Origin of the sequence: Burkholderia sp. Ap-955 (assembly GCF_011753045.1) — a bacterium.
GTDB classification, from domain to species: domain Bacteria; phylum Pseudomonadota; class Gammaproteobacteria; order Burkholderiales; family Burkholderiaceae; genus Burkholderia; species Burkholderia lata_D.
The window spans coordinates 52,020-67,855 of sequence record NZ_VWWH01000014.1 but is presented as its reverse complement, the minus strand read 5'-3'; the positions used below and the strand labels follow the sequence as shown (position 1 = coordinate 67,855).

General features: G+C 64.9%; 14 protein-coding genes and 1 pseudogene. 14 read left to right on the top strand and 1 reads right to left on the bottom strand.

Going from position 1 to position 15,836, the window contains the following annotated elements; translation table 11 throughout:
- Positions 1-82: 82 nt before the first annotated feature.
- From F3J15_RS37750 to F3J15_RS11015, 12 genes and pseudogenes are all read left to right on the top strand, one after another.
- Positions 83-342, top strand: a pseudogene (locus F3J15_RS37750) (integrase); the annotation flags it as partial.
- A 424-nt stretch (positions 343-766) separates the two neighbouring features.
- Entirely contained in the window at positions 767-1,156 is a 390-nt protein-coding gene (locus F3J15_RS11065; RefSeq protein WP_240158971.1) for an FAD-dependent oxidoreductase, read from the top strand.
- A 92-nt stretch (positions 1,157-1,248) separates the two neighbouring features.
- Positions 1,249-2,775, top strand: coding sequence for a ferritin-like domain-containing protein (locus F3J15_RS11060; RefSeq protein ID WP_166890743.1), 1,527 nt, complete (start codon positions 1,249-1,251; stop codon positions 2,773-2,775).
- A gap of 9 nt (positions 2,776-2,784) precedes the next feature.
- Positions 2,785-4,221, top strand: a complete 1,437-nt coding sequence (locus F3J15_RS11055) for a hypothetical protein (RefSeq protein WP_166890740.1) — start codon at positions 2,785-2,787, stop codon at positions 4,219-4,221.
- Positions 4,211-5,074 carry a hypothetical protein gene (locus F3J15_RS11050; RefSeq protein WP_089449108.1) on the top strand — a complete coding sequence of 288 codons (864 nt, stop codon included), beginning with the start codon at positions 4,211-4,213 and terminating at the stop codon, positions 5,072-5,074. Before F3J15_RS11055 ends, F3J15_RS11050 begins: the two co-directional genes overlap by 11 nt.
- 277 nt (positions 5,075-5,351) lie before the next feature.
- Complete coding sequence (locus F3J15_RS11045; protein ID WP_240158980.1) at positions 5,352-6,476, top strand: radical SAM protein; 1,125 nt, start codon at positions 5,352-5,354, stop codon at positions 6,474-6,476.
- Positions 6,473-7,987 carry a tryptophan 7-halogenase gene (locus F3J15_RS11040; RefSeq protein ID WP_166890735.1) on the top strand — a complete coding sequence of 505 codons (1,515 nt, stop codon included), beginning with the start codon at positions 6,473-6,475 and terminating at the stop codon, positions 7,985-7,987. The genes F3J15_RS11045 and F3J15_RS11040 overlap by 4 nt, the downstream gene beginning before the upstream one ends.
- Before the next feature lie 864 nt (positions 7,988-8,851).
- On the top strand, positions 8,852-9,751 hold the full coding sequence (locus tag F3J15_RS11035) for a LysR substrate-binding domain-containing protein (protein ID WP_069249971.1): 900 nt from the start codon (positions 8,852-8,854) through the stop codon (positions 9,749-9,751).
- Positions 9,752-9,909: 158 nt separating this feature from the next.
- Positions 9,910-10,659 (top strand): glucose 1-dehydrogenase, encoded by a 750-nt coding sequence (locus F3J15_RS11030; protein ID WP_166890732.1) that lies wholly within the window; start codon positions 9,910-9,912, stop codon positions 10,657-10,659.
- 74 nt (positions 10,660-10,733) lie between these two features.
- Positions 10,734-12,059 carry an MFS transporter gene (locus F3J15_RS11025; RefSeq protein ID WP_166890729.1) on the top strand — a complete coding sequence of 442 codons (1,326 nt, stop codon included), beginning with the start codon at positions 10,734-10,736 and terminating at the stop codon, positions 12,057-12,059.
- Positions 12,060-12,099: 40 nt separating this feature from the next.
- Positions 12,100-12,945, top strand: a complete 846-nt coding sequence (locus F3J15_RS11020) for a transketolase (protein WP_089449113.1) — start codon at positions 12,100-12,102, stop codon at positions 12,943-12,945.
- A complete protein-coding gene (locus F3J15_RS11015; protein ID WP_166890726.1) occupies positions 12,942-13,940 on the top strand; it encodes a transketolase family protein in 999 nt (332 codons plus the stop codon). Before F3J15_RS11020 ends, F3J15_RS11015 begins: the two co-directional genes overlap by 4 nt.
- Here F3J15_RS11015 and F3J15_RS11010 read toward each other — a convergent pair.
- Entirely contained in the window at positions 13,886-14,137 is a 252-nt protein-coding gene (locus F3J15_RS11010) for a LysR substrate-binding domain-containing protein (RefSeq protein WP_166890723.1), read from the bottom strand. The two genes, F3J15_RS11015 and F3J15_RS11010, sit on opposite strands and share 55 nt — an antisense overlap.
- Before the next feature lie 135 nt (positions 14,138-14,272).
- On the opposite strand from F3J15_RS11010, the gene F3J15_RS11005 reads away from it, so the two are divergent.
- Both F3J15_RS11005 and F3J15_RS11000 read left to right on the top strand, forming a co-directional pair.
- The gene (locus F3J15_RS11005; protein ID WP_166890720.1) at positions 14,273-15,478 is read left to right on the top strand and encodes a zinc-dependent alcohol dehydrogenase; all 1,206 of its coding nucleotides are present in this window, start codon (positions 14,273-14,275) and stop codon (positions 15,476-15,478) included.
- 29 nt (positions 15,479-15,507) lie between these two features.
- On the top strand, positions 15,508-15,831 hold the full coding sequence (locus tag F3J15_RS11000; protein ID WP_205190771.1) for a four-helix bundle copper-binding protein: 324 nt from the start codon (positions 15,508-15,510) through the stop codon (positions 15,829-15,831).
- Positions 15,832-15,836 lie beyond the last annotated feature (5 nt).

Below are 15,836 nucleotides of genomic sequence, written 5' to 3'. Positions count from 1 at the left end.
GTGACGAATGTGAGCGAGCCTTACGCGTTTGCGCCGGGCGCGGTGTATCACCTGCGCGAGCCTGACTTGAATCAGTAGGTCTACTACAGTTCATTGTCGCGATATCGTGAAGCAGATTTATGCTCAAGCGATTCTGCACGGCGGAAAATCGCGAACCCCGCTGACGGGGTTGGCGTCGCATCGATTGCCACGTTTATGCCGAAGGACCGGGTCCTGTCGACGTTGGAAATTCGGCTCATGCATCGACTGTTGGAGTAGGTGGCGACCTACCCGACGATCCGGCTCGCCCTGCGCCTCATTTTCCTGACGATGGTGCGCAAGAGCGAATTGATCGAGGCAACGTGAGATCAAGCAGCTTTTGAAGCTGCGGCTACCGGCCTGATCGAACTTGACTCGATGTCTACGGCCCGGGCGATTGGAGCATCCTTATCGATCCGGTCCGAGGTCATGTACCACACGTACATCGGCCACAAAAACATAGGAAGAAACCCTGATTCGCCGCGACGCACCGCGATTGAGATCTCACCTCCTGTCAGGATTGCCAGCTTGCTCACATACCGCCGCTCGCATGTAATTCGACCGCAGCGACTAGCTAAGCGTGAGACGGACGGCGACGCATCGCCAACCATGAAAATGGCGTCATCCATTCCGTTTTCCGAAGCCTCTCTGAAGCTCGCCTAGCGACTCGGCCATTGCTGCATCAATCGGGACCGTGATCTCACGGATCGCTGTAATCGATGTGCTTCCGGATGCCCTGGAGCCCCACATGCACGACGCAACGCAACGCTTTGACGTCATCGTTGTCGGTGGAGGGCCCATGGGCCTATCGACCGCTTACCATCTCGGCAAGCGCAAGGCCAGGACGCTGGTGCTCGAGCAGTTCACCTTCGTGAACCAGCTTGGCAGCTCGGCCGGCGTGTCGCGCCAGTTCCGCATTCCCTATCCCGACGCCTATATGGTCAAGCTGGTCAAGCAGTCGATCCCCTATTGGGACGAGTTGCAAGGCTTGAAGCCGCAGTCGCTCATGGACACGGTCGGCACCTTGTGGTTTGGCGATCCGTCAGTCAAGTCGACAGAGGGCAATATCCCCGCCGCCGGGAAAGACGAGCGGGAGGGGCGGCGACGCGCCCGCTCGAATGACCGCGCGGCTGGTTGAAAGACGTTTGGCGCGCATCAATACCGAAATACCAGCCATTCCCTGCAGTACTGCACGACCCTCTATTTCAGACGTAGCAATAAGGAGCGGCAATGCAATCTCTAAGACTGTGGCGGCATCTCGCGCCCGGCGGTTCATCCCTACGGCGGCTTGCGCTTGGCGAGCAGGTCGCCGAAGACCCTTCCACCAAGCCTCTGCACAAGCATGAGCTATCGACGCGCGACTACGTCACCTATCTGCTGTCCATCGACGCGGAAATCGAGCATTGCCTGATGGTGCAGTATCTGTACGCCGGCTATTCGCTGGGCGGGCCGCAGGTGCCGGAGGCGTTTCGCGACACGGTCCGCAATTGGCAGGAAACCATCCTCGGCATCGCCAAGGAGGAGATGGGCCACCTGATCACGGTGCAGAACGTGCTGCGCCTGATCGGCTCGCCCTTGCATTTCGAGCGTGACGATTACCCATGGGATACGCCGTTCTATCCGTTCCCTTTCATGCTCGAACCGCTGACGCTGGATTCGCTCGCGAAATACGTCTATACGGAGGCGCCGCTCCATTGGGACGGCGGCGAGCTGGGCAAGGATATCCGCCGGCGCGTCGGCGAGCAGGCCTCCAATCCTCATCAGGTCACCGAGCTGTTTCATACGCTGATTCCGCTCGTCAAGCACCACCTGCCCGATGATGTCTTCCAGGCCGACACCTACCGCTGTCAGGCGGATTTCGCCGAATGGGGACGCGGGTACAAGGGCGGCCACAGGGGCGGCGGCGGTCGCTCTCTGGGCGGAACGCCGGACGTGCTCGTGATGCCCGCCACCTCGCGCGACGACGCGGTGAACGCGCTGGATAAAATCTCCAAGCAAGGGGAGGCGCCCCACGGCAAGGATCCCTCGCATTTCGTACGTTTTTTGCGGATCTATGTCGAGATGCTCGCGGTCCTCGAAGGCAGGCTGTGCGGCGTCGACATCTGGCTTGCCGCACGCCCCGACGACTTTCTCGAAGAAGCCTGGACGGAAGCGTACCCGGCAGCGGCGGCCGAGCTGCACGCGGCGAAGGTGCACGACACTTGGCGGCCTTCGCGGCCTGTCGCGGTCAATCCCTACGTGGCGCTCGACCCGGACCTCGAGCCGGAGCAGGGCGGCGCACCCGTGACGCCGATCACCGAGCCGGTGACTCAGCTGTGGGCGTCGCTGTTCAACCTGCGCTACCGCATGCTGCTGCAGTACTTGATCCACAGCTTCACGCTCTACGGCGGGCTCAATGCGGCCGGGCAGTTCACGCCGCGCGGCACGATCGTCAATGCGGCGTTCGGCGAGATGTACAACCTGCGCGCACTCTCGGAGATCCTCATGCAGTCGCGCGTGTCGATCGCGCCGGACGCACCGCTCGCGGGGCCGCCGTTCCAGATGCCCTATACGCTCGACAGCCCGTTCGGTGAGGCAAACCGCTGGCGCGGGCACCTCGATCTGCTCGCGGCATCGGAGAACCTCGTGGTGGACTTGCTGGCCAAGACCGATGCCGGACGCCATCCGTATTTGCTCAGTCTGCGCGAAGCCGACAGGAACCTGGCCGCCGTCGCCAGACGCATCCTGTCCGGCGACGTCGACCTGGCGCTACTCTAGGAGCCGCACATGCCGATACTGGAACTCCGGATTTTGCCGCCCATCGCGGTCGGCAGGCTGGGCGCTGCGGCGACGCCGCTGGAAGCGTTCGACCTCGTCGTCGATCCCGACAACCCGCTCGATTTTCGACGCATTGTGCCGCGTACCACGCTGGAGGTGGATCCCGAAAGCGGCGAGATCGTGAAGGCCTATGTGCCCGACACGATTCGCTTCAAGGACGAGAACAAGAAGGTGCGGCCCGTCGCGCCCTTTCTCGAAGTGTTTGCGCGCACGAGCGAGGCGCCTGATACGCTGCAGCCGCTCACGCTGCAATTGCTCGCGGCCGAACAACTCGATCTCGACGCCCTGCATTGGGACATCCATCTGGGCAACATCAAGATCTACCGCCGCACCAACGACGCGAACGACAAGATCCACGCGAACCTGACCGGCCTCAAGGATCACAAGCGGCACGCGATGCATGGCCATTGCGAGCACTTTCGCCCGGGGCGGCATCTTCCGCTCGGCCACGTCCAGTTCGTCAAGCCGACGGCGCAGTTCCCCGAGATCCGCCTGCGCTACACCCCTGCCGCCGGTATCGTGTACGGTACGCGGCTGGTGCGCCGCACCTCGGACAAGGAACGCGAAGACGAGCTGAAGCTCGATCCCGTCATCGATCGCGACCATCTCCTGCTCTACGCCGAGACGCCGGGCAAGTGGCTCGGCTTCAGGGAGGCGGGCGGCCCCACGAAGGAGCATCCCGCGCCGACCAACCCCGCGCAGATTTTTGCCGGATACGCCGACAAGGATGGCAATCAAGTCAGCTGGGGCTATCTCGACGACGAATGCGATGGCCACGTGCAAGTCGTGCTGACGAGAAAGGACGGCTCCACGCTGCGCGCGCACGGCTATATCGGCGCCGGGCCGCCGGCCTATGCGCCCGATACCATGCCGGTGCGCGTGGTGTCTGACGAGATGGAGCAGATTCTCCACGGCATCCATGTCCCGGAAGAGAGCGTATCGATCGACGAAGCCACGGAGATCGTCCTGCGTGCGCTCGAAACGATCCGCCTCATGAACACCGCCGTCATGAACGGCAACCCGGTCAACGGAAGGCTCAACGTCGCGAGCACGATGGTGCGGCAGAACACGGCCGACTTCGAGCGCTATTACGAGCCGATCGCCGCCGAATCGATCGTCGACAATCTCGCGCTGCGTGCGCTGCACGAGCGCGTGTTCAGCACGCTGGCGGCGGGTGGCGCGCCGTGGTTCGCCAAGCTGCTGCGCCAGCCCGAGGACATCGGCGACCTGACCGCCGAGGGCCTGCGCAAGATGCCGGCCCTGATGCGCGGGGCGGATGGCCGTAGCCTGACGCTCACGCGCCGCCACATCAATCTTGTGATCAAGGCGGCGCGAGACGCGATGTTCGGACAACCTGATCCGAAGGGAGACAAGCATGTCGGCTAACGACCCGAACGTTCCGAAAGACCTCGAGCAGCCCGGCAACGGGGAAATCCGCGCGTCCAACCTGACCGCGCAGATTCACCATCGCGGCGTGGGCAACCCGGCCTCGGTGATGCCGCGCACGGCGATTTCGAATTGCTTCCCGGGCCTGGAGTTCGATTTCCGCAATTTCTGGCGGCGCGCATTCGTCGGCATCACCCTGGTCGAGAACAACAACTACGTCGTCGATGCGGAGCCGGGCTACGAGCATCTCAAGACGCGCCGCCTGCTGAGCTTCGACGGCCACAAGGTCGGCACGATGGTCCTCACGACAGGGCCGGTGCTGCCAGGCGGGGATCCTGTCACGCTGGCGAGCAAGCCCAACCCCAATGCGGTGTCGTTCATGGAGTGGTCGAACTCCATCGCCCGCATCGTGCATTTGCAGGGCAAGCCGGTCGAATGCGAATTCACGGCTCACGAGAACGCCCTGGAAGAGGTGTACTACGACCACGGCAAAACCGAGACACTGAAGACGACGCTCACGCTGAGGCACTTTTTCGAGGGCGACACCGCCAGCTTCAACCTCGAGATGCTGAAGCCGGGCGAGCTGACGCAAGGCCTCTGCGCGCCTTGGCAGAACGACTATCGCGAATGCGCGTGCTACTACTGGGCCGCGTCGCGACCCGACTTCGTCAATGTCGAGCCGGGCGACGACGGGCTGGCGCGCGGCGACATGTGGCTCTCCAAGCGCCGCACAGGCACGTACGTGCCGGACAATCGCGTCGACACGCGGTTGTGGTCCTACGACGATCTGTTCCGGTCCTGGCAGGAGGATCTGCAGTTCGTGATCCGCGGCAAGGATGCCGATGAAACCTGACCCCACCGTCGAGCCGCTCGCGCCGCTGGCGTCGGCGATGGCGGCGCGTATCGTCGAGGCGTCGCGCCCGCGGCATCCCGGGATCCACGTGGTCGAGGATGCGGAGGGCGCGCAGCTGTTGCTCGTGAACGGAAGCCGCCTGTTTCATGTGCCGCATGATCTGCATGACGCGTTTCAGGCGGCGATCGAGGACGGGGACGAGCAGGCCGTCGCCTCGCTGGTCGCGAGCCGCGGGCTCGACATGCGTCCGGCGATCGACGACGATCCGTTGACCGAGATGCCGGTGCACGCGTTGTCGCTTGCCGTCGCGCAGAAATGCAATCTCGGCTGCACCTATTGCTACGCCCAGCAAGGGGAATTTGGCGGCAAGGCGAAGAACATGCCGCTCGAAACCGCGCTGGCGGCAGTCGACCTGCTGATCGGGCAGGCGAGCGAGGGCGGCAAGATCAATCTTGCATTCATGGGCGGTGAGCCGCTCGCCAATCGCGCGGTGCTGCGCGCGGCGACTGTCCACGCGCGGGAGCGCGCCGATGCCCGCGGAATCCGATGCCAGTTTTCAGTGACGACGAACGGCAGTCTGCTGCAGGAAGATGACGGAGCGTTCTTCGAAGAGCACGGCTTCGCTGTCACCGTCAGCCTCGACGGCCCCGCGCCCGTGCATGACCGCTTGCGTCCGTTCAAGGGCGGCATGGGCTCGTTCGATCACATCGTCGAGCGCGTGACGCCGTTGCTGGCGCGCCAGCGGCGCATGCAGGTCTCGGCGCGCGTGACCGTCACGCCGTTCAATCTCGACTTGCCGAGCACGCTCGATACTTTCGTCGCCATGGGGTTCCACAGCGTCGGCTTCTCGCCGCTGCTGCGGGCTTCGAACGGCCGCGCGGAAATGGGCCCGGACGATATGGCAGACATGCTGCAAGGGATGATCGCCTGCGGGCTTGCGTTCGAGCAAAAGGTCATGCGCGGCGAGCGCTACCCGTTTTCGAACATGCAGAACGCGCTGCGCGAAATCCAGCGCGGCACGCATCGGCCGTATCCGTGCGGCGCAGGGGCGGGGTATTTCGGCGTCTCCGCCGATGGCGAGCTGGCGGCGTGTCACCGCTTCGTCGGCGACGAGGCCGGCGTCATGGGGCATCTTTCCACGGGCGTCGATCAGGCGCGCCAGACGACCTGGCTCGCCGAGCGTCACGTGCACCAGCAACAGCCCTGCAATACATGCTGGGCGCGCTATCTTTGCGGCGGCGGATGCCATCACGAGGTCCTCGAGCGCGGACGCAGCGCCTGCGATTACATCCGCGGCTGGCTGCACTATGCAATCGGCGCGCACGGCAGGCTCGCGCGCTATGCGCCGGCCTGGTTTGCCGGTTCGCCTGGCGCGTCGTCCAGCGGTGCGGGAACGGCGTGAATCGCGCGTTCGACATGCTCGTGACCGGCGCCGGTCCCGCTGGCCTGTGCGTGGCGCTGCGCTTGAACCATCTCGGGCATCGCGTGCTGCTCGTCGAGCGAAGCCCGCTATGGCCTCGTCCGCAGATCGGGGAAGCGCTGACGCCGGGTGTCAGAAACATCATCGACTACCTCGACGCGGACGAGGTGCTCGAATCCGTTCCCATCCTCGCAGGCAAGCCCACGAGCGTACGTTGGACGAGCGAATCGATCGAGACGGTGGCGCACGACGGCGCCGTCGTGGAGCGCGCCGCATTCGATGCGGCGCTGCTGCACCTGGCCGTGGCGCGCGGCGTGGAAGTGCTGCGGCCGGCGAGCCTCGCGCAAGTCGACGGAGCGCCCGGTGCCTGGTGCGTGCAAATTGCTACGCCCGACGGGCTGCGGACCGTCGAGGCGCACGTGCTGCTCGATGCCCAGGGCCGGCAGAGCCGGCGCGAGCCGCAGCGCTTGCACGCGCCTCGGTTGTCCACGGTATGGGCCGAAGCCGCGATGGAAACACCGGCTGCGCATGCCGATGCCGCCACGCGCGTGGAAGCACTCGATGACGGATGGATGTGGGGTGCTGCGCTGCCGGGCGGCCGTTACCGCGTGATGTTCACGTTCGATCCCTCCGCACGGGACGACGCGCTCGAACGCGAGCCGGAGTCTGTCTTGCGCAACGCCTGCACGCGAAGCGCCTTGTTCAAGGACATGGCAGGTGTGCGTTGGTGCGATTCGCCGCGCATGTGCGTATCGACGCCCTACGTCGACGCGCTCTCCTGGCAGGACGGCCGCATCAAGCTCGGCGACGCGGCGTTCGCGCTCGACCCGATCTCGTCCTCGGGCGTCGAGAAGGCGATGCGCTTCTCGCTCCAGGCCGCTATCGCGATCAACACGTGGTGCCGGGCAAGCGATGCCTCGGAGCGCGAACTGGCTCGGCGCTTTTACGAATCGCGCCTGATCGAAAGCGCGGCGCGTCACCTCGCATGGACCGCCGGGTACTACCGTCAGGCATGGTGCGCCGAATCGCCTTTCTGGCGCCTGCGCTCGACGCCCGCATTGACGTCCGATCCGGTTGCGACGTCCTCGCCCGGCGACGAAATCGCGGCGCGCGTAGACCTCATGACGCGCGCGCTGCAAGAGGAATGGGCGCGCGTGCCGTCGGACCAGCCGCAGCCCGGCGAGCCCGTGCCTCCGTTGTCCTTGCACAGTCCGATCCGCTTCGCCCGCAATACCGGCATCGTCGTGGTGCCTTGCGCGACCGGCGACCGCGTCACCGCGCATCGCGCCTTGCAGCATCCGAGTCTTGATCGACCCGTCGCGTTCTGGAATGGCGTGGCGCTGTTTCCGCTCCTCGACATGCTGACGCGGGCAACGCATCCACTCGAGCTGATTGCGTTTCTCGGCAGATCGATGGAAGCGGCCAGGGCGCAACAGCTGCTCGAATGGCTGTGGAGCAAGCAAATGGTCGAGCCCGCTGTGTTCGGTGCGTGAATGCCTGTTATTGGGCGGCGCAAGCACACTCGCTTCGTGACCGCTTGTCCCGTCGCGCAGCGATACTTTCCGGACCATCGCTCGTCCGTTGCGGGAACGCGGTTTGAACTGCTGAGGTTTTCTGATGAGCTGGCGAGCGCTCAGCACTGACTCGAGCGTGCTCGAGTCAGCCATCGGGAGATGACGGTTCATCGAATCACTTTGCGACGAGGCAAGAGGCCCGGTGCCGGTGGCAGCCCTCAAAGATCCGCCGAAGTAGCGAGCCCCGGCATCTGAGCGCGACTGGTTCGGTCGAGGAAAGGCACTCCGCGAAGGAGGATTTCGCGGACTGCCTGATCAAGCGTTTCGGGCAAGTAGCCGAGTGCGAGTACACGGCTACTTTCGACGTGTCGGCCTCGAAGGTCGTGGGGATGCAGCTGACCAAGTAATCGTGCCGATCGCTAATACACGACGAGTCGTTCGGATGCTGCCGAGAACGCTGCCGACTTCCCGCGCTCGCCGGATCCAGGGCTTCGTCGCGTCCGCCTTTCAGTTGTTTTTTTAGTGTTCGGACTGGGGTAAGGGAAGTCCGGTTTTGGGGGCTGGAGCGCAAGGCCTTGCTGGCATTGCCTTGGAACACATTCGCGATTCGAGGTTTCTACGTAGAAACTTCAGGAGCTGAGTTAGGACGTGCGCGGTTGTGCAGTGAAAGCGGGCGCGATGCGCTCCTCGCAAACGAGGACAACCTTGTTTGGGTCTACGGTGAACGGAGGTCCTCCGGCGCCCTGGAATTGACGCGTAATATATTGGACTGGCTTTGCCTGGATGATCGCCCGAGCGCGATATCGCTTTGCCGGCGTTCTGCAAATTTCCCAAGACTCCAACATGCGTATCCCGCCGCTCAAGGCCATCATCGCGTTCGAAAGCGTCGCCCGGACCAAAAGCGTCAACCGCGCGGCGGAAGAGCTCGGCCTGACCGCGTCCGCCGTCAGTCATCAGCTCAGCAACCTCGAATCGCAGATCGGTCAGCCGCTGTTTCAGCGCTCGGGGCGCGGCCTCGTCCTCACGCCGACCGGCGAACGCTATTTGGCCGACGTCACCGGCTCGTTGGCCGATCTCAGCCGCGCGACCGAGCGCGCGTCGAGCCGCACCGAAGTCGATATCCTGCGCGTGCATTCGAGCCCGAGCTTCGGGTTGATGTGGCTGCTGCCGCGGTTGTCGTCGTTTCAGGAGGCGAACGGCGATATCCAGCTGAACCTCGCGTGCTCTTACGAAAACGTGTCGTTCTCGAACGGCTTCTACGATATCGACGTCCGGCACGGCTATGGCAACTGGGATAACCTCGAGGTCCGGACCGTGCGCGGCGAGTTCATCGCGCCGCTCGCGTCGCCGCGCTATCTCGAACGGCATCCGGTCAAGGCGCCGGAAGACCTGTTAGCGCATCGTCTGATCTATTCCGAAACGCCGCTGGTCCAGTGGAAGCAGTGGTTCGGCCGGACCGGCGTGCCGCAGGCGGCCCAGAAGACCTTCGATTTTTCGTTCGACCGTTCATACATGTCGCTCGAAACCGCCGCGCTCGGCCTCGGCATTGCGCTCGAAAGCCTGATGCTCGCGTCGGTGAAGATCCGCGAAGGGCTGCTGGTGCCGGTGTTCGGCTCGGCCCATGCGGTCGAAGTCGGCGCACATCATCTCGTTTACCCGCGGCAGAACGCGGAGCTGCCGCGCGTGAAGCGCTTCCTTGCCTGGATCGAGCGAGAAGTCGCGGCTCATCAGCAAACGGGTTGAGCGGGCCGTTCGGCCGCGCCCCCGGGGATATCGTGCTGCAGCACCGGCCGCGCGCCGTCATCTGAATTTTTCTCAACTATGGCTGAGCGTTTCCGCGTTGATGCGGGTGTCAGGGGAGCCGACACTCCATGCACACATCAACACACAGGAGACGACCGATGTTGCTCGACCAGAAGACCATCATCGTGACCGGCGCCGCGTCGTCGCGCGGTATCGGCAAGGCCACTGCCCGGGCACTGGCCGCCCACGGCGCACGCGTGGCGATCCTCGACCTTCGTCGGGAAGACGCAGAGGCGGCAGCCGCCGAACTCGGGCGCGACCATCTCGGCCTGGCCTGCGACGTGACCGACCGCGACGCATGCGTGGCCGCAGCCCGTGCGACGCTGGAACGCTATGGCCGCATCGACGGCCTCGTCAACAACGCCGGCATCACGCAACCCGTGCGCACGATGGAGATTTCCGGGCGCGACTTCGATGCGATCGTCGACGTGAACCTGCGCGGCACGCTGTACATGTCGCAAGCCGTTCTGCCGGCGATGCAGGAGCAGCGCGGTGGCAGCATCGTGTGCATGTCGTCGGTATCCGCGCAGCGCGGCGGCGGCATCTTCGGCGGGCCGCACTACAGCGCCGCGAAGGCCGGGGTGCTTGGGCTCGCGAAGGCGATGGCGCGTGAATTCGGTTGTGACCATATCCGCGTCAATTCGATCACGCCGGGCCTGATCCAGACCGACATCACCGGCGACAAACTGACGCCCGACATGCGCGCGGACATCATCAAGGGCATTCCGCTCGGCCGCCTCGGCGAAGCCGACGATGTCGCCCATGCATGCCTGTTCCTGCTGAGCGACCTGTCGAGCTATCTGACGGGTATCACGCTCGACGTCAACGGCGGGATGCTGATCCACTGAAAACGGCGCCGCGACACGTGCGGCGCCGCCCATCATGCACCCGGGACAACCCGGGGCCGTGGCAGGAGACAAACATGAGAGCAAAGTATCCCGCACCGCCGGTTCACGGCGAGATGCTGCAACAGGGCGATGTACAGACGTTCGAAGCGGCGACCTATGCGAAGGTCGCGCGCCGGCTGATCCCGTTCCTGATGTTGTGCTACCTCGGTGCCTATCTCGACCGGGTCAACGTCGGATTCGCGAAACTGCAGATGCTCAACGACCTGCGGTTCAGCGAGACCGTGTACGGAATGGGCGCAGGCATATTTTTCCTCGGGTACTTTCTGTTCGAAGTGCCGAGCAACCTGATCCTGCATCGGGTCGGGGCGCGCCGCTGGCTCGCGCGCATCATGCTGACGTGGGCCGTGATATCCGCGAGCTTCGTGTTCGTGAAGTCGCCTACCGCGTTCTATGCGCTGCGGTTTCTGCTCGGTGTCGCCGAAGCGGGCTTTGCGCCGGGCGTGATCCTGTACCTCACGTACTGGTTCCCGTCGGCGCGGCGCGCGAAGGCGCTGTCGCTGTTCTTCATGGCGATTCCGCTCGCGGGGATCATCGGCGGGCCGCTGTCCGGCGCGATCATGCATTCGCTGCACGGCGCGATGTCGATGGCCGGCTGGAAGTGGCTGTTCCTGCTCGAAGCACTGCCTTCGTTCGTGCTGGGCTTTGCGATCCTGCTGTATCTCGACGACGGCATCGACCGCGCAAAATGGTTGACCGATGCCGAAAAGGCCTTGCTCGTGCGCAACGTATCGGCCGATGCCGCGCACACGACCGCTCACCTGTCGATTCGCGCATTCGTCGCCGATCGCCGGCTCTGGCTGATGGCCGCGATCTATTTCTGCGTCGTGCTCGGGCAGTACGGCCTGACGTTCTGGCTGCCCACGATCATTCGCAAGGCCGGTGTCGCCGATCCGCTGTGGGTCGGGCTGTTCACCGCGATTCCGTATGCGTGCGCGATCGTCGCGTTGCCGCTGATCGGCATGAGCGCCGACCGCCGCCGCGAGCGCCGCTTCCATCTCGCGGTGCCGATGCTGATCGCGGCGGCGGGTTTCGCGACGTTGCCGATGCTGGGCAGCGTCGGCGAATCGATCGTGTGCCTGAGCATCGCGTCTGCCGGCATTCTCGCGTCATCGTCGCAGTTCTGGTCGCTGCCGACGGCGCTGCTCGGCGGGATGTCGGCCGCCGCGGGCATTGCCGCGGTCAACTGCTTCGCGAACCTCGCGGGATTCTTTTCCCCGGCGATCGTCGGCTGGCTGAACGACCTGACCGGCAGGTCCACCGCCGGGCTGCTCTTCATCTCCGTTGCGATTGCGTTCGGCGCGCTGCTGGTGTTCCTGGTGCCGCGATCCGTGAACCGCTGATTCGACCTGCATACCTTCTGATCCAATACTGGAGTAATCGATGGATACCGAAACGATCCATGAAGCGGTCACGCTCGCCGAGCGCGCGTACTGCATCCGCAGAAACGCCGTGCTGATGGGCGAAGTCCAGGGCCAGGGCTACGTCGGCCAGGCGCTCGACATCGCCGACGTACTGGCCGTCGCGTACTTCGGCGCGATGCGCTATCGCCCCGACGATCCCGAGTGGGAAGGGCGCGACCGCTTCCTGCTGTCGAACGGTCACTATGCGATCGCGCTGTACGCCGCGTTGTTCGAAGCCGGCATCCTGCCGGCCGACGAACTCGAAACCTACGGCAGCGACGATAGCCGCTTGCCAATGTCCGGGATGGCGAGCTACACGCCGGGGATGGAGATGTCGGGCGGCTCGCTCGGGCAGGGGCTGACGATTGCGGTCGGTCGTTGCCTCGGTCTGAAGCACAAAGGCTCGGACGCATTCGTCTATACCCTGTTCTCGGACGGCGAACTGGACGAAGGCGCGATCTGGGAAGGGCTGATGTCGGCCGCGCACTGGAAGCTCGACAACCTGATCGCGATCGTCGACGTGAACAACCAGCAGGCCGATGGCCCGTCGACACAGATCATGGCGTTCGAGCCGCTGGTCGATAAGCTCGAGGCATTCGGCTGGTACACGCAACGCGTGGACGGCAACGACATCGATGCGGTGAAGCGCGCGTTCGACCATGCGCGCGAACATGACGCGCCGCAGCCGCGCATCATCGTCTGCGACACGAAAATGGGGTGCGGCGTGCCGTTCCTCGAAGCACGCGAGAAAAGCCATTTCATTCGCGTCGATGCGCACGAGTGGAAGCTCGCGCTCGACGCACTCGAAGCAGGGAGACACGCATGAGCACCGTCGACAACAAGCCGCGCCTGAAGACTTCCGCGATGATCGCGTCCATCGCGGCCGACGGGCAGGCGACCCGCGCCGCGCCGTTCGGCCATGCGCTCGCGAAGCTCGCGCGGACCAACGAGAACGTGATCGGCATGACGGCCGATCTCGGCAAGTACACCGACCTGCACATCTTCGCGAAGGAATTTCCCGAGCGTTACTACCAGATGGGGATGGCCGAGCAGCTGCTGATGGGTGCGGCCGCCGGATTCGCGCACGAAGGGGCGCAGCCGTTCGTCACGACCTATGCGGTGTTCGCGACGCGCCGCGCATACGACTTCATCCATCAGGCGATCGCCGAGGACAATCTCGATGTGAAGCTGGTGTGTGCGTTGCCGGGCCTCACGACCGGTTACGGGCCGAGCCACCAGGCGGCCGAGGATCTGGCGCTGATGCGCGCGATGCCGAACATGACCGTGATCGATCCGTGCGACGCGCTGGACATCGAGCAGATGGTGCCCGCGATGGCCGCGCACAAAGGGCCGGTGTATGCGCGCCTGCTGCGCGGCAACGTGCCGGCCGTGCTTGACGAATACGATTACCGTTTCGAACTCGGCAAGGCGAAGATGCTGCGCGACGGCAACGACGTGCTGCTGATCTCGTCCGGGATCATGACGATGCGTTCGCTCGAGGTCGCGAAGGCGCTCGAGGCCGATCGCGTCGATGTCGCGGTGCTGCACGTACCGACGATCAAGCCGCTCGACACGGCGACGATCGTCCGCGAGGCGTCGCGCAGCGGGCGCATGGTGATCGTCGCGGAAAACCATACGGTGATCGGCGGGCTCGGCGAAGCGGTAGCGACCGCGCTGCTGGCGGCCGGCGTTGTCGTGCCGTTCCGGCAGATCGGGTTGCCCGATGCGTATCTCGCCGCGGGTGCGCTGCCGACGCTGCACGATCGTTACGGGATCTCGGCCGGCGCGATGCGGACGAATATCCGGTCGTGGGCCGGGTGACGGCCTGACGGCCGCCCAGCGTCGTCTCCGCGCGCGACGACGTCGAATGCTTCGTCCGTGACGGTCACGTCGATGGTCGCGTCGGGATAACGCACCGCAAAGCTTGCCAGCCACGGCCCCGACAGGAAGGGCTCGGCAATCGACGTGGCCGAGAGCCGAAGATGGCCGCGCGGCGCGGCGCGTCGGTTGTGCCTCAACGACGTCCTTGGCGCCGTGACGGATGAATTCTCTCCGCACTGCGGAGAGAATTCAAGCTATGCCCGCCGCGGCTCATTCCTTGCTCGATTGCTTTCTCGGTATTTCCGAGAACGTTCGAACAAGGAGGGCCTGATATGAAAGCAGTCGTATTTCACGGTATCGGCGACATTCGCATCGACACGGTGCCCGATCCCGAAGTCACCGACGCGACCGACGCGATCGTGCGCCTGACGGCCAGCGCGATCTGCGGCACCGACCTGCACATGGTGCGCGGCACCCTCGACGGGATGAAGCCGGGCACGATCCTCGGCCACGAGGGTGTCGGCATCGTCGAGACGGTCGGTCGCGACGTGCGCAACCTGCGGCGCGGCGATCGTGTGCTGATTCCGTCGACGATCGCATGCGGCAGTTGCGCGTACTGCCGCGCGGGCTACACCGCGCAATGCGATGTCGCGAACCCGGGCGGCCCACGCGCGGGTACCGCGTTCTTCGGCGGTCCGGCCGACAGCGGCGCGTTCGACGGGCTGCAGGCCGAATACGCGCGCACGCCGCTTGCGCACGCGAGCCTGATCCGACTGCCGGATGCGATCGACGACGATCGCGCGATCCTGATGTCGGACATTTTTCCCACCGGCTATTTCGGCGCGCAGCTCGCGGAAGTGAGTCCGGGCGATACGGTCGCCGTGTTCGGTGCGGGGCCGGTCGGCCAGTTTGCGATCGCGAGCGCGAAGCTGATGGGCGCCGGACGCGTGATCGCGGTCGACCGCGTTGCGTCGCGTCTCGAGATGGCGTGCGCGCAAGGCGCGGAGATCGTCGATTTTTCGGAGGACGATCCGGTCGAGACGGTGCTGCGGCTGACGGGCGGGATCGGCGTCGATCGCGTGATCGATGCGGTGGGTGTCGACGCGATGCGCGCGACGCACGGGCCGGCCGCGGCCGATCGCGATGCGGCGCATGCATTCGATGCGGAAGTCGAGGCGATCGCGCCGCACCGCAAGCCGGACGGCCGCAACTGGGTGCCAGGCGACGGGCCGTCGCAGGTGCTGCAATGGGCGGTGCGCGCGGTCGCGAAAGCCGGCACGGTGGCGGTGATCGGCGTGTATCCGCCGGCGTCGCGCGTGTTTCCGGTCGGCGATGCCATGAACCGCAACCTGACGATCAAGATGGGCAACTGCAATCACCGAACAGTGACGCCGCCGCTCGTCGAGCTCGTGCGCAGCGGCGCATTCGACCCGCTGTCGGTGCTCACGCGTTGCGAACCGCTGACGAATGCGATCGATGCCTATCGCGCGTTCGACACGCGCGAGCCGGGCTGGATGAAGGTGAAGCTGACGCCATGACGATGCCAACCGAAACCGGGAGGACTGCGATGAACGATCAATACGACAACTGCATGGCCGCTTGCGACGCATGCGCACACGCATGCGATGCGTGTACGGCCGCGTGCCTCGTCGAGCGCGACGCGCAAGCGCTGGCCGACTGCATCGCGCTCGACATCGAATGCGCGCAGCTGTGCCGCTTCGCGTCGGGCGCGATGGCGCGCCGCAGTGTGCTTACGCCAAGCATCTGCGCGCTGTGTGCGCAAGCATGCGACCTGTGTGCGGCCGAATGCCTGCGGCATGCACACGATCATTGCCGCCGCGGCGCGCTCGCGTGTGAAGCATGCGCGGCGATGTGTCGCGCGGTGGCTTGAGCACG